Here is a 13,513-nt window from a genome sequence, read left to right on the forward strand (position 1 = left end):
TTTGTTTCCCGCGCGGAAGCAACTCCGAGGCCGGTGATTGGAAAAGTCACTCGTATGCCTCATGATTCATTCTTCGAACCGTGTTCCGGATTTCGCTCTCGAATTCCGTGATACGGCCGCTCATTTGTTCCGGGGCAAGGCGACGCCCCCGGGCGCGTGTCGCGCTCGGGGGCGTACCGGGGGAAGGTGCGACTAGTCGACGGCCGAGCCGTTGCCGGACAGGACCGGGATGTCGCTGAGGATGTGCGACAGCGGCTCGTCACCCTTGGCCTGGGTGGAGTTCTCGACGCACTGCTGGTTCTGCGGCGCCGACAGGATCGGCACGTCCTGGACGGCGATCGGGACCAGGCCGATGAGGGAGCCCACGTTGGCCTTGGCCGGCAGGCCGATGCAGGGCTTGTTGAGCGAGCCCTGGATGAGGCTCATCTGGGGGCTCATGTCGCCGTGGGTGGAGGAGTTGCCGTAGTCCTGCGAGGCGAAGTTGCCGCTCGCCGAGTTGGTGCCCCCGTCGTTGCCGAGGGCCAGAGCCTGCGGGGCCATCATTGCGCCGGCACCCGCCATGGAAGCCGTGACCATGGCCGTCGTCAGAATCTTCTTGATCACTTACTTGTCCCTTTTCGCTATGAACGCTCGAACGAGGAGCAAGCTGATCAACTGCTTCGGCGCCGTTTGGTTCCGGGTGTTCACCCGAATGCCGCAATGTGGATCGGGACTGGTGCACAATTGGCGGCCCTGCAAGCTATCCGATCGGTGAATTCAATATGACAATTTTGGCGACCGGGCCCGTGTCCGCCGAGGAGAAGGGACGGCGGCGGGCCGTCAAGGAGGGCGTCGGCGGCGGCCGGGCCCTCGCCTGGCTGCTCGTGATCACGGGCGCGGCCGGGCTGCTGGCGGCGTGGGTCATCACGATCGACAAGATCAAGCTCGCCGAGGACCCGGCCTTCACCCCGGGCTGCAGTCTCAACCCGGTGGTGTCCTGCGGCAGCGTCATGGAGAGCGACCAGGCGACCGTCTTCGGCTTCCCCAACCCGATGCTGGGCCTGGCGACGTACTCCGTGGTGATCGGCGTCGGCATGGCGCTGCTGGCCGGTGCCCGTTTCGGGCGGGCGTACTGGCTGGGGCTGAACGCCGGCTGCGGTTTCGGTGTCGGCTTCTGCACCTGGCTGCAGTACCAGTCGCTGTACGAGATCAACGCGCTGTGCCTGTGGTGCTCCCTGGCCTGGGTGGCCACGATCTTCATGTTCTGGTCCGTGACCGCGCACAACGTCCGCCACCGGCTGCTGCCCGCGCCCGCCTGGCTGCGCGGCTTCCTCGACGAGTTCGGCTGGGTGCCGCCGGTCCTGCACACCGGTGTGGTCGGCATGCTGATCCTGACCCGCTGGTGGGACTTCTGGACGTCCTGAAGCGGTGTGCGACGACGAAGGACCCCGGCGGCCCGCTGGCCGCCGGGGTCCTTCGTCGTGCGGGGCGACTAGTCGACGGCCGAGCCGTTGCCGGACAGGACCGGGATGTCGTTGAGGAGGTGCGACAGCGGCTCGTCACCCTTGGCCTGGGTGGAGTTCTCGACGCACTGCTGGTTCTGCGGGGCCGACAGGATCGGGATGTCCTGGACGGCGATCGGGACGAGGCCGATCAGGGAGCCGACGTTCGCCTTGAGCGGCAGGCCGACGCAGGGCTTGTTGAGCGAGCCCTGGACGAGGCTCATCTGAGGGCTCATGTCGCCCTCCGTGGAGGCGTTGCCGTAGCTCTGGGTGGCGCCGTTGCCGCTCAGCGAGTTGGTTCCGCCGTCGTTGCCGAGGGCCATCGCCTGCGGCGCCATGGATGCGCCGGCGGCCGCCACGGAGAGCGCCAGCGCTGCCGTAGCCGTAACCTTCTTCAGCATTTTCTGTCCTTCTGTCGCTTGGGTGCCCGCCGATGGAGCGCACTGGACAACCAGGAGCCGAAGCGTTTGGTTCTTGCGATTCACTCCAACGGCCCTGTCGGCCGGGTGCCGTTCCGCGCGCGGGCCGAAGACATGCCGACGGGGACGGCCCGCCGCGCGTCGCGGCGGGGCCGTCCCGGTGGCCGCGGAACCGTCCTGCCCGGTCAGCCGCCCAGTGAGACGCCGCCCAGCATGGGCGTCAGCGAGCCGGCCGTCTTGAGCACCTGCCCCGGGGCGTCGCCCTTGACGTTGTTGAGCTCGGTCGCGCTGCCCGCGACCTCGCTCACCGTGGAGCCCTCGACCGTCTCCATGTCCGGGAGCGAGGTCACCAGCTCGGCGACACCGCCGTTGAGGCTCATGGGCGGCATGCCCGCCGAACCGGCGGCGAAGGCGGGAGAGGCCGCCCCCAGTGCCGCCACGGAACCGGCGATGATCGCGGCTGCCTTCGAGTACTTCATCTTTTCGAATCCCTTTCCCCGGCGGGTTCTCCGCCGTCGACAGGGGTAACGAGCCGCGGACGTACGGGAAACCCCGCATCCCGGCCTTTCTCCCGCGTCCGGCGCGACGTGTCCCCGCCCGCACGCGGTTCCTCTCAACGACCGAACGGCGAAACGGTTTTGCCGGATCACTCGTTGGAATGGCTCCGTTCGCGCCGTCGACGACCTGCCGTCATGTGTGACAGGCCCGTATGTAAGGCGAATGAAATGGCAGCCAAATGGCCGTACGTGCGCGTCCGGCGTGATTTCCAACTAGCTTTCTGACAAAGTGCACTCCTGTTTTGTCGACTTGATCGAAAATGGAGAGCCACCCATGCCGGAGTCGCCGGGCTTCGCTGCGCGAGGCGTCCTGGGAGCACTGCTCTGCACGGCGTTCTCGGCCGCTCCGCTCATGGCCGCGGCGGCCCCGGCCCCCACGCCGCCGGAAGCGTCCGGCATCCCCTTCACGCCGCGTTACCACGCGGTCCACCACGGCGGGATCGTCCGCGCCGCGAACTCCGCCATCACCTGCCGTAGTCCCAAAAGCACGTCGGCCGCGCCCTGTTCGTCCCTCCAGCGGGGTGCGCAGGGAGCCAACGGCGACTACGACATGTTCTACGTCGACCTCGACGACGACCCCAACACGTACAACTCGAGCCGGGCCCGCCTCGCCCTGCCGGCGGACTCCCGCGTGCGTTACGCCCGCCTGTACTGGGGCGGGAACCTCCGCGTCGGTGAACAGAAACCCCCGAAGGACAACGGCCGTGTCCTGATCGCCGAACCGGGCGGTGAGTACAAGGAGGTGCTGGCCGACACCCGGATCGCACACCGTGACGCGGACGGCAGCGACTCGTACCAGGCGTCCGCCGACATCACGCCCCTGGTGCGCGGCAGCGGCACCGGCTACTGGACCGTCGCCCAGGTCAACGTGGCGATGGGCCACTCGGAGGCAGGCGCCTGGGGCGGCTGGACCATGGTCGTGGCCTACGAGAAGGACACCGAACCCCTGCGCGAACTCGTCCTGTGGGACGGCTTCGAGAGCGTCCGCCCCGGCCGCGCGCAGCACTCCGTGACACTGACCGGCCTGCGGATCGGGCCACGCTCCGCCGGACGTGCCGGGCTCGTCGCCTACGACGGCGACCGCGGCGCGCGCGGCGACTCGGTGAGCGTGCGGGCCGACGACGGGAGACCGCTTCTGATCGAAGACCGCGCGAATCCGGCCGACGACGGCATGAATTCGACCATCGCCGATTTCGGCACCACGGTGACCGGACGGCGGCCCGCCCACGTCAACACGCTCGGGTACGACTCCGACGTTTTCGACATCCGGCCCGCCCTGACGGACGGCGCGAATTCGCTGACGTTCCGCTTCGGCGCCGAAGACAACGGGCATTTCCTCGGCGCTCTCTTCGTGCAGGCCGACGCGCGCCGCTGATTCACGCACCCACAGTCCACCGCGTTCGAAGAAGGCCGCACGTGCTGCAAAGAAACTGGACTGAGAAAAGCCGAATGACGGTGTTCCACCTGGTTCAGCCGGTGGAGGGGGGAGTCGCACGGGTCGTCACCGACCTGGTCAGGGCACAGGTCCGCGAGGGCATCCGGACCGTCGTCGCCTGCCCCCCGCAAGGGCAGCTTCCCCACCTGGCGGCACAGGCCGGCGCGCAGGTGCGTCCGTGGCCCGCCGGGCGGGAGCCGGGTCCACGGCTCGCGGGCGAAGTACGGGCCGTCACCCGGCTGATCCGGGCCGGCGCACCGCACATCGTGCACGCGCACAGCGCCAAGGCCGGGCTCGCCGGGCGGCTCGCCGTACGCGGCCGGGTACCGACGGTCTTCCAGCCGCACGCCTGGTCGTTCGACGCGGTACGGGGGCGCAGCGCCGAACTCGCCCTGACATGGGAGCGCCACGGCACGCGCTGGAGCACCCGCACCCTCTGCGTCAGCGAGAGCGAGCGCCGCGCGGGCGAAGCGGCGGGCATCCGTGCCCGCTGGGCGGTGATCCGCAACGGCATCGACCTGACGTACTTCACCCCTCGCGGCCGCGGCGGCCGAGAGGCGGCCCGCGCCCTGCTGCCGGAGCTGAACCGTATGCCCGCGCCGACGCCCCTCGTCGTCTGCGTGGGCCGCTTGTGCCGGCAGAAGGGACAGGACGTGCTGCTGCGGGCCTGGACCGAGGTGGCCCGCGCGGTCCCCGGCGCCCGGCTCGTCCTGGTCGGCGACGGGCCGGACCGGGAGGCGCTGCGACGGGGCGCCCCGCCGGGGGTGCTCTTCGCCGGCGACCGCGCCGACATCCGGCCGTGGCTGCACGCCGCGGACGTGGCCGTACTGCCCTCGCGCTGGGAGGGCATGGCGCTCGCCCCGCTGGAGGCGATGGCCTGCGGGCTGCCCGTCGTGGTCACCGACGTCGGAGGCGCCAGGGAGAGCCTGCCGCCCGGCCAGGAGCCGCACGCGCTGGTTCCGCCGGAGGACCCGCCCGCGCTCGCCGCGGCGCTGGCCCGGCTGCTGACCGGTCCCGCGCTCCGTCAGGACCTGGGCCGCCGGGCCGAGGAGCACACACGGGCCACGTCCGACGTGCGCACGACGGCAGCTGCCGTCATGCGCCTGTACCAGGAACTACTGAGCCCGCACCGGCCCTTGACGAGGGAGCGCAGCGAACGATGACGACGGAGAGTGCCCCCGCTCCTCACAGCGCCCGGGCGACGGCCGCCCGCCGCCCGGCGCCCTCGGTCCACGCGCCGCGCCGCACGGCGGCCCGCCGTCCACCCGTCCGTTCGCACCGCCTGTCCGCCCGCCGTGAACGTCCGACCGCGCTGCTCCTGGCCGACGCCACCGCCGCCGTCGTCACCCTGGCCCTCGCACCGGCCCTGCTGTGGCCCACGGCTCCCTGGCCTGCCGCCTCGGCCGTACCGCTCCTGCTGCTCCAGGGCGTGCTGCACACCTGGCGCGGCCTCTACCGGCACAGGCTGTCGCCGTCCGCGCTCGCCGAACTGCCGGCGCTCCTCGGGCTCGCGACGCTCCAGTGGTACGCCCTCACCGCCGCCTTCGCCGCCCGGGACGCCCACTACGGGGTCATGCTGGCCGCACCGGCCCTCGCCGCCGGCGGCCAGGCGCTGCTCGCCTGCGCCGGCAGGGCGGCCGTCCACCACGCGCGCCGTCGGTCGGCCGCGCGCAGGCCGCGGTCCGCGCTCGTCGTCGGCCGAGGGCCGGTCGCCCAGCAGGTCACCGCGACGCTCTACGCGCACCCCGAGTACGGGATGCGGCCCGTGGGGCAGGTCGATCCCGACGAGCTGGGCGGGCCGGTCCAGACGGCCCTGCCCGTCCTGGTCGGACCGGCGGAGGTCAGCCGCGCGGTCATCCAGAACGCCGTCGGCCACGCCGTCTTCACCCGGCCGCCCGGGACCGGCCCGGAGAGCGCGGCGCTGCTCCGCCTGTTCGCCCGGCACGGCTGCCGGGTGTGGCTCGTCGACGGCACGCCCGCGGAGCACGGCACGCCTCGCGGGGCACCGGGCGGGGACCACCTGTGGGGATTCCCCGTCAGACCGCTGGACGCGGCGCGCCGGCCGTCCGCCCTCGCGGGGAAGCGGGCCATGGACGTGTGCCTCGCCGCCGTCGCCCTCGTCGTGGCAGCGCCCGTGCTGGCCGTCTGCGCGCTCGCCGTCCGTCTCTTCGACGGGCCCGGAGTCATCTTCCGGCAGGAGCGGATCGGCCTGGACGGACGGCCGTTCGTGCTGCTCAAGTTCCGCACCATCAGCCCCGTCGACGAGCACGAGTCCGCCACCCGCTGGAGCGTGGCCGCCGACCGGCGGATGAGCGTCGTCGGCAGCCTGCTGCGCCGCACCTCCCTCGACGAACTGCCGCAGCTGTGGAACGTGCTGCGGGGCGACATGAGCCTCGTCGGCCCCCGGCCGGAACGCCCCTACTTCGTCGCCAGGTTCAGCCATGTCCATCCCGGCTACCAGGCGCGGCACCGGATGCCCGCCGGCATCACCGGGCTCGCGCAGATCCACGGCCTGCGCGGCGACACGTCCATCGAGGAACGCGCCCGCTTCGACAACCACTACATCGACACCTGGTCGCTGTGGCAGGACGTCTGCATCCTCGTCCGCACCGCCGCCTCCGTGCTGAGGCTGGGAGGCAGCTGATATGACAGCCGTCACCTGGACCGCCGTGCGGCACAGGCGCACACCGCCCTTCCTCCGCCTGCTGCCCCTGGTCGCGACCGTGCTGCTGCCGGCGGCACCGCTCCCGGCGGTCGGCGGCGGGGCGGGCACGGTGAGCCCGGCGGACATCGCCTCCGGTGTGCTGGTGGTGTGGTGCGCGGCGCAGATCCTGCACCGCCGCTCCCGGCCACTGACGCCCGCCGCCGCCGTCGTGTTCGGCCTGCCCGTCGTCGGCTTCGCGGTCGCGACGGTGACCGCGGCCCAACCGCACGCCGCGCTGCCCGGGTTCGTGCGCTACCTCCAGGTCTTCGTCCTCGTACCGCTGGCCGTCGTGCTGCTCGTGAAGGACGCGCGTGACTTCCGGATCGTCGCCGGCGCCCTGGTCGTCCTGGCGCTCGTCCAGGGCGCCGTGGGCACCTACCAGTTCGCGACCGGCACCGGCGCCTCCTACATGGGCGAGGACATCCGGGCCGTGGGCACCTTCGGGCCGACGGACGTCATGGGGATGGCGACCGTCGTGTCGTACGGGCTCCTCTCGGCGCTCGCCCTCGCCCTGCGCCCCCCGGCCGACGCGCCAACCTGGCTGAGGCCGTGCGCGTTCACAGCCGCGGCCGTGCTCGTCGTGCCGCTCGCCCTGTCGTTCAGCAGGGGCGCGTGGATCGCCACGGTGATCGCCGCCTTCGCCGTGGTCGCGCTCTGCGGACCGCGGCAGGCGCTGCGGGTCCTCTCGGCGGTGGCCGCGCTCGGCGTCGTACTCGTCGGGGGCCTCGGCATCGGCTCCCAGATGATCTCCGAGCGCGTCAGCAGCATCACCCGTGTCACCGACGCGCCGGACCGGTCGGTCGGCGACCGGTACGCGATGTGGGCGGCGGCGGCCGGGATGTGGCGCGACGAGCCGGCGGCGGGGGTCGGGCTGAAGGGCTTCCCGGCACACCGCGACGGTCATGCGTCGATCGGCCTGTCCGCCGGCAGCGACATCGCCGGTGCGGGCAGGGAGTTCGAGAAGCAGCCGCTGCTGTCGCCGCACAACATGTACCTGCTCGTCCTCGGCGAGCAGGGCCTGATCGGGCTGACCGCGTTCGCCGGCAGCCTCGCCGCCGTCCTCGTCCTCGGCCTGCGCCGGCTCGCCGGCGGACCGCGCGGGCGGGCCGCGGACTGCGGGCTGACGGCGGTGGGCCTGATGCTCTGGCAGACCGTCGACTTCCTCTACGCGGACATCGGCGGCCCGTCGACGGCCCTCACGGGCGTGCTGCTGGGCCTGGCCGCCTGGTGGGCGCTCGGCGGAACGAGGCGCGCGTGACCGACGACCCGCGCCCGGCCGCCGGCCGTCGCCCCCCGGGAGGCGCGTCCCTGGCTCCGGGCCGCCACGCGACACCGCCGGCGGCCGCCGCCGGAGCCGCGCCTGCCCTTGCCCAGGAACGGGTGAGCCGGGGCGGGATCCCTCACGGCGCCGCCGACGGCGGACCTCCCCACGAAGGCGGCGAGCAGCGGCCCGTCGTGGCCGGGGAGCCGCGCGGGAGACCGGCACGGCGGGGCCTCGGCACGGCTACCGGGCCGTTCTCCCGGGCCGCCGCACCGGCGCGGGGGCGGCACGCCCGCGGGGGCGGGCGGACGGGCGGCGCGGGGCGCGGCACACCGCCCGCGCTCGGGCGGTTCCTCGTCCGGGCCGCCGCGGTCACTGCCGGGCTCACCGCGGCAGGGGCCGTGCTCGGGCTGGTGCGGGACCAGACCATCGCGCACTACTTCGGGGCCGGCGTGGAGAGCGACGCCTTCCTCATCGCCTGGACCGTCCCCGAGATGGCGTCCACGCTCCTCATCGAGGACGCGATGGCACTGCTGCTGGTGCCCGCGTTCAGCCATGCCCTCGCCCGGCGGGCCGCCGGCCGCCGGATCGCCGATCCCGTGGGGGAACTGGTCTCCGCCACCTTCCCGCGGCTGTTCGCCCTGCTGACCTGTGCCGCCGCCCTGCTGCTCATCGGCGCGCCGCTCGTCGTGCGGGTGCTCGCGCCGGGCTTCGGCGACCCGGGGCTCGCCGTCGACTGCACCCGGATGACCGCGCTGACCGTCCTCACCTTCGGCGTCACCGGATACCTCAGCGCCGCCCTGCGCGCCCACGGCAGCTTCCTCCGCCCGGCGAGCGTCTACGTCGCCTACAACGCCGGCATCATCGCCACGACGCTCGCCCTGCACTCCGTGTGGGGCGTCCGCGCCGCCGCGGCCGGTGTCGCCGTCGGCAGCCTGCTCATGGTGGCCGTGCAACTGCCCGCCTTCGCCCGCCGTGTGACCCTGCGGCCCCTGGTGCGCCGCCCCCGGTCCAAGGCGCCCCTCCTCGGCGCCGCCGTCCTCGCCCCCGTCGTGCTCTTCGCCGTCAGCCGACAGTCCCAGGTCCTCGTCGAACGCTTCCTCGCCGCGCCGCTCCCCGCCGGGGCGATCTCCCATCTCAACTACGCGCAGAAGGTCGCGCAGATGCCGATGGTGCTGTCGCTGATGGTGTGCACGGTGACGTTCCCCGTCGTCGCCAAGGCCATGGCGGAGGGCGACCGCGACCGCGCCCGCCGCCGCGTCGAGCAGGACCTCGCCATGGCCGGCGCGACGGTGCTGCTCGGCACCTCGATGGTGATCGGGTACGCGCCCCAGATCATCGAAGTGCTCTTCCAACGCGGCGCGTTCGACGCGCAGGACACCGAAACCACCGCCACCGTCATGCGCGTGTACGCCGCCGGCCTCCTCGGCCACTGCCTCGTCGGCGCGCTCGGCCGGCCGTTCTTCTCCTCCGGCCGGCCCACCTGGTTCCCGGCCGCCGCGATGGCCGCGGGGCTCGCCGTCACCGTCGCCGCCGGTGCCGTCACCGTCGGCGCCTTCGGCGTGAACGGCATCGCGGCCGCCAACGCCGCCGGCATCAGCACCACCGCGCTGCTGCTGTTGTGCGGCCTCGGATCCCGGGGGGTCGCCATCCGGGTGCGCTCGGTCGGCGTCCGTATCGGACGGCTCACGGTGGCCGCGGCCGCCGCCACGGCGGCCGGCCTCTTCGCCGCGCCGCTGACCGGCGGCCCGCTGCGGAGTCTCGCCGTCGGCTGTCTGCTGCTGCCCGCCGTCTTCCTGCTCACCGCCCGCGCCCTGCGCGCCCCCGAAGCCGTACACCTGCTGGGACTCGCCCGACGGAGGCTGCTTCATGACCACTGACACCGCGGCGCCACCCGCCGCCCCGGCCCTCGCCCGGCCGTGGATCCTGATGTACCACGCCGTGGGCGACCCCACCAACGACCCGTACGGCATCGCCGTCGCGCCCGACCGTCTCGAACTCCACCTGCGCTGGCTGCGCGACCGCGGCCTGCGCGGGGTCGGGGTGGCCGACCTGCTGCGCGCCCACAGCGCGGGCGACGCCGCCGGCCTCGTCGGCCTCACCTTCGACGACGGGTACGCGGACTTCGTCGAGACGGCGCTGCCGCTCCTGGCCAGGCACGACTGCACGGCCACCGTGTTCGTACTGCCCGGCCGGCTCGGCGGCACCAACGAGTGGGACCCCGAGGGTCCGCGCCGGCCGCTGCTCACCGGCCGGCAGATCAGGGCCGCCGCGGACGCGGGCACCGAGATCGCCTCGCACGGTCTGTTCCACCGCCGGCTGGCGGGCTGCCCGGACGACGTACTCCTCGAGGAGACCGCCCGCAGCCGCGAACTGCTCCACGAACTCACCGGCACGGCCCCGGCCGGGTTCTGCTACCCGTACGGCATCTTCGACCGGCGCGCCGCCGACGCCGTGCGCCGCGCGGGCTACACGTACGCCTGCGCCATCGCCCCCGGCGCGGCGGCCGGCCCGTACGCCCTGCCCCGCACGCACATCAGCCAGGCCGACCGCGGCACCCGGCTGTGGGCGAAGCGGCTGCGGCACCGGGCACGCCACCGTCCGGCGCTCGGCCCGGCGCGCCTCGGCGGTGCCGGATGAGGGTCCTGCACATCATCACCGGTCTCGGCGTCGGCGGCGCGGAACAGCAACTGCGGCTGCTGCTGCGCCATCTCCCCGCCGAGTGCGACGTCGTGACCCTGACCAATCCCGGTCCGGTCGCCGACGGGCTGCGCGCGGACGGGGTGTCGGTCACCCACCTCGGCATGCGGAGCAACACGGATCTCACGGCCCTGCCGCGACTGGCCGGGCTCGTCCGGCGTGGCCGTTACGACCTCGTGCACACACACCTGTACCGGGCCTGCGTCTACGGGCGGATCGCCGCCCGGCTGGCCGGGGTGCGGGCCGCCGTCGCCACCGAACACTCCCTGGGCGGCCAGGAGATCGAGGGCCGGCCGCTCACGCGGGGCACCCGCGCGCTGTACCTCACCACCGAACGCCTCGGCGCCGCCACCGTCGCCGTGTCCCCGACCGTGGCGGGCCGGCTCCGCGACTGGGGCGTCCCCGGCCCCCGCATCCACGTCGTGCCCAACGGAATCGACGCGGCCCGCTTCCGTTTCGACGCCTCCGGGCGGCGCGCCACCCGGAGGCGGCTCGGCGTCCCCGCCGACGCCTATGTGGTCGGCGGCGTGGGCCGGCTCGTTCCCGGCAAACGCTTCGACGTCCTGATCGAGGCGGTCGCCGCGCTGCCCGACGTCCGGCTGCTGCTCGCCGGCGACGGTCCGGAGCGGGACGCGCTGCACGCCCTCGCCGTACGGCTCCGGGCCGCCGACCGGATCCGGCTGCTCGGCGAGTGCGACGCCGACGGCGTCGCCGCGCTGCTGTCCGCCGTGGACCTGTTCGTGTCGGCCTCCCGCGAAGAGGCGTTCGGGCTCGCCGTGGTCGAGGCCCTCGCCGCCGGGCTGCCGGTACTGCACAGCACCTGCCCCGCCGTCGACGACCTTCCGCAGGCCGACGCACCGGGCGCCACCCGGCTGCGCGACGGCGGCGTCCGTCAGCTCGCGGAAGCGCTGCGGGCCCGCACGACCGCGGGCCCCTGCCGGCTGCCGCCGCCCCGCGCGGTCGGCCGCTACGACATCGCACGGGGCAGCAGCCTCCTGATGGACGTGTACGCGCACGCCCTGGACACCGCCCGGCCGGACCGCGCCCGGCCGGAGCACTTCCATCCCGACCCGACCCGGAGAGCACTCCCATGACCGAGACGCCCGAGCAGGAGCCCGCCGCCCGCGGCCGGTTCCGCCGCCTCGCGAAGATCACCCTGCCCGTCTGGTGGCCCCTGCCGGTCTGCGCCCTGCTCGGCACGGCCTGCGGTGCCTCCTACGGCCTGCTCAAAGCACCCGAGTACGCCTCCACCAGCTATGTCGTCGCCGTGGCCGCCAAGGGCTCCGACCCCGCCGCGGCGCTCGGCTTCGCCCAGGCCTACGGGCGGATCGCGACCAGCGACTCGACCCTGGCGTACGCGCGTGTCGCGGCCGGCGTGCCGGCGGGCGAACTGCGCGACCGGGTGGAGACGGAGACGTCCCCCGACTCGCCGATGATCGCGATCACCGGCACGTCCACCGATCCGGACCGGGCCGCCGACATCGCCAACGCGGTCGCCGACGCCGTGTTCGTGAGCAGCAATCAGGTGTCCAAGAACACCGGCGTCTCCCTGACCCTCTTCTCGCAGGCCGTATCCCCTGACGAGTCCGTCTCCCCGTCGCTGCCCGTCGCCACCGCGGTCGGCGGCTGCGCGGGAGGACTGCTCGGCGGGCTGGCGCTGCTCGTGGGACCGCGCCGCAGGGCCGTCGTCACCACCGCGGGTGTGCCCGCCCCCGCGCACCGCGCCGAACCGGCGGGCGAACGGGAGCGGGTGTGACCCCCGGCGGCGGGCGGCTGATCTCCGTCACCCTGTGCCGCGACCCGGAGGCCTTCGCCGCACTGGCACCGGAGTGGAACCGGCTGCACGACGACTGCCCCACCGCCACCCCCTTCCAGAGCCATGCCTGGCTCCATTCCTGGTGGCGTTCCTACGGCACGAGCGGCCGGCTGCGCGTCGTGCTCGTCCGCCGCGACGGCCGGCTGATCGGCGCCGCACCGCTGACGCTCACGCACGGCCCCATGCCGCTGCTCGTGCCGATGGGCGGCGTGATCTCCGACCACTGCGACGTACTGGTCGACGGCGGCGACGTCCGGGCAGCGGTGGGGGCGCTGGAGCGGGGCCTGCACAGGGCGGCACGCCATGCGCTGATCGACCTGCGCGAGGTGCGTCCCGGCGCGGCGGCGGAGCGGCTCTACGAGAGCTGGAAGGGCGCCCGCGCCCGGCTCGACGACTCGGTCTGCATGGAGCTCCCGGCCGCTCCCGTCGAGGAGCTCGCCAAGCGCATGACGAGTGCCAGGGCGCAGCGTGTGCGCGCCAAACTGCGCAAGATCGACGCGCTGAAGATCGAGGCCCACCCCGTGCCCGAGGCGGAAGTCGCGGAGGCCGTCGCGCACTTGCTGCGGCTGCACGAACTCCAGTGGCGGGGCCGCGCCGTCAACCCGGAGCACCTCAGACCCCGGTTCGCCGCCCATCTGGTGCGCGCCACGCGGGCGATGGTCCGCCGCGGCGAGGCCGTCCTGACGGAGTTCCGGATGGAGGGCGAGGTCGTCGCGGCCGCGCTCACCCTGCGCTCGGGGAGCATGGCGGGCGGCTATCTGTACGGGGCGGACCCCGCGCTGCGGGACCGGAAGGCCGACGTGGCGACCATGCTGCTGCGCCACGACGCGCGGCAGGCCGCCGACGACGGGCGGGGCGTACTCAGCCTGCTGCGGGGGGCGGAGCCGTACAAGGCGCACTGGCGGCCGGAGACCGTCACCAACCAGCGGCTGCTGCTCGCCCCGGCCGCGCTGGAGCCGCTGCTGCGGCTGCACGAGACACGCGCCCGGCTGCGCGACCGGGCCGCCGGTGCGGTGCGCGAGCGGCTGCCCGCCGCACGCGAGTGGCGCGACCGGCTGGGCAGCCGGCGGGCGGCCGCCGCGAGGCGCTGACACGCCTCGGGCCGCCGCCCGCACGTCCCGGGGGCCGCGGCGTGCCGGG

Annotated in this window: 13 protein-coding genes; 10 read left to right on the top strand and 3 right to left on the bottom strand. The window is 73.8% G+C overall.

The annotated features are described in order from the left end of the window. Window positions 1-192 precede the first annotated feature (192 nt). Window positions 193-603, bottom strand: coding sequence for a rodlin (locus tag AB0K36_RS17800; RefSeq protein WP_364594851.1), 411 nt, complete (start codon window positions 601-603; stop codon window positions 193-195). A gap of 158 nt (window positions 604-761) precedes the next feature. Here AB0K36_RS17800 and AB0K36_RS17805 point away from each other — a divergent pair, with 158 nt between their 5' ends. Further along, window positions 762-1,403: a vitamin K epoxide reductase family protein gene (locus tag AB0K36_RS17805; RefSeq protein ID WP_364594854.1), complete on the top strand. Its 642-nt coding sequence runs from the start codon at window positions 762-764 to the stop codon at window positions 1,401-1,403. A 68-nt stretch (window positions 1,404-1,471) separates the two neighbouring features. Here the strand turns inward: AB0K36_RS17805 and AB0K36_RS17810 are convergent, their stop codons facing one another. Next, entirely contained in the window at window positions 1,472-1,882 is a 411-nt protein-coding gene (locus AB0K36_RS17810; protein ID WP_364594857.1) for a rodlin, read from the bottom strand. A gap of 203 nt (window positions 1,883-2,085) precedes the next feature. Further along, complete coding sequence (locus AB0K36_RS17815) at window positions 2,086-2,379, bottom strand: hypothetical protein (RefSeq protein WP_364594860.1); 294 nt, start codon at window positions 2,377-2,379, stop codon at window positions 2,086-2,088. A gap of 352 nt (window positions 2,380-2,731) precedes the next feature. Here AB0K36_RS17815 and AB0K36_RS17820 point away from each other — a divergent pair, with 352 nt between their 5' ends. From AB0K36_RS17820 to AB0K36_RS17860, 9 genes are all read left to right on the top strand, one after another. Next, a complete protein-coding gene (locus tag AB0K36_RS17820; RefSeq protein ID WP_364594863.1) occupies window positions 2,732-3,832 on the top strand; it encodes a DUF3344 domain-containing protein in 1,101 nt (366 codons plus the stop codon). Window positions 3,833-3,873: 41 nt separating this feature from the next. After that, complete coding sequence (locus tag AB0K36_RS17825; RefSeq protein WP_435877883.1) at window positions 3,874-5,055, top strand: glycosyltransferase; 1,182 nt, start codon at window positions 3,874-3,876, stop codon at window positions 5,053-5,055. After that, window positions 5,052-6,536, top strand: a complete 1,485-nt coding sequence (locus AB0K36_RS17830) for an exopolysaccharide biosynthesis polyprenyl glycosylphosphotransferase (RefSeq protein ID WP_364594868.1) — start codon at window positions 5,052-5,054, stop codon at window positions 6,534-6,536. The genes AB0K36_RS17825 and AB0K36_RS17830 overlap by 4 nt, the downstream gene beginning before the upstream one ends. A gap of 1 nt (window position 6,537) precedes the next feature. Beyond that, window positions 6,538-7,854 (top strand): O-antigen ligase family protein, encoded by a 1,317-nt coding sequence (locus AB0K36_RS17835; protein ID WP_364594871.1) that lies wholly within the window; start codon window positions 6,538-6,540, stop codon window positions 7,852-7,854. A 197-nt stretch (window positions 7,855-8,051) separates the two neighbouring features. Beyond that, window positions 8,052-9,737: a murein biosynthesis integral membrane protein MurJ gene (gene murJ / locus AB0K36_RS17840; RefSeq protein ID WP_435877885.1), complete on the top strand. Its 1,686-nt coding sequence runs from the start codon at window positions 8,052-8,054 to the stop codon at window positions 9,735-9,737. Further along, a complete protein-coding gene (locus tag AB0K36_RS17845) occupies window positions 9,727-10,497 on the top strand; it encodes a polysaccharide deacetylase family protein (protein WP_364594877.1) in 771 nt (256 codons plus the stop codon). Before murJ ends, AB0K36_RS17845 begins: the two co-directional genes overlap by 11 nt. Further along, a complete protein-coding gene (locus tag AB0K36_RS17850; RefSeq protein WP_364594880.1) occupies window positions 10,494-11,651 on the top strand; it encodes a glycosyltransferase in 1,158 nt (385 codons plus the stop codon). The genes AB0K36_RS17845 and AB0K36_RS17850 overlap by 4 nt, the downstream gene beginning before the upstream one ends. Further along, entirely contained in the window at window positions 11,648-12,313 is a 666-nt protein-coding gene (locus tag AB0K36_RS17855; RefSeq protein WP_364594883.1) for a YveK family protein, read from the top strand. Before AB0K36_RS17850 ends, AB0K36_RS17855 begins: the two co-directional genes overlap by 4 nt. Further along, complete coding sequence (locus AB0K36_RS17860) at window positions 12,310-13,464, top strand: GNAT family N-acetyltransferase (RefSeq protein WP_364594886.1); 1,155 nt, start codon at window positions 12,310-12,312, stop codon at window positions 13,462-13,464. The genes AB0K36_RS17855 and AB0K36_RS17860 overlap by 4 nt, the downstream gene beginning before the upstream one ends. The last annotated feature ends 49 nt before the right edge of the window (window positions 13,465-13,513 follow it).

It is taken from the genome of Streptomyces kurssanovii (assembly GCF_040677245.1).
Lineage (GTDB): Bacteria > Actinomycetota > Actinomycetes > Streptomycetales > Streptomycetaceae > Streptomyces > Streptomyces kurssanovii.

Coding starts and splice junctions, on each gene's coding strand:
- AB0K36_RS17815 (WP_364594860.1), bottom strand. CDS start 2,379: ATGAAGTACTCGAAGGCAGCCGCGATCATCGCCGGTTCCGTGGCGGCA.
- AB0K36_RS17830 (WP_364594868.1), top strand. CDS start 5,052: ATGACGACGGAGAGTGCCCCCGCTCCTCACAGCGCCCGGGCGACGGCC.
- AB0K36_RS17810 (WP_364594857.1), bottom strand. CDS start 1,882: ATGCTGAAGAAGGTTACGGCTACGGCAGCGCTGGCGCTCTCCGTGGCG.
- AB0K36_RS17805 (WP_364594854.1), top strand. CDS start 762: ATGACAATTTTGGCGACCGGGCCCGTGTCCGCCGAGGAGAAGGGACGG.
- AB0K36_RS17835 (WP_364594871.1), top strand. CDS start 6,538: ATGACAGCCGTCACCTGGACCGCCGTGCGGCACAGGCGCACACCGCCC.
- AB0K36_RS17855 (WP_364594883.1), top strand. CDS start 11,648: ATGACCGAGACGCCCGAGCAGGAGCCCGCCGCCCGCGGCCGGTTCCGC.
- AB0K36_RS17820 (WP_364594863.1), top strand. CDS start 2,732: ATGCCGGAGTCGCCGGGCTTCGCTGCGCGAGGCGTCCTGGGAGCACTG.
- AB0K36_RS17850 (WP_364594880.1), top strand. CDS start 10,494: ATGAGGGTCCTGCACATCATCACCGGTCTCGGCGTCGGCGGCGCGGAA.
- AB0K36_RS17845 (WP_364594877.1), top strand. CDS start 9,727: ATGACCACTGACACCGCGGCGCCACCCGCCGCCCCGGCCCTCGCCCGG.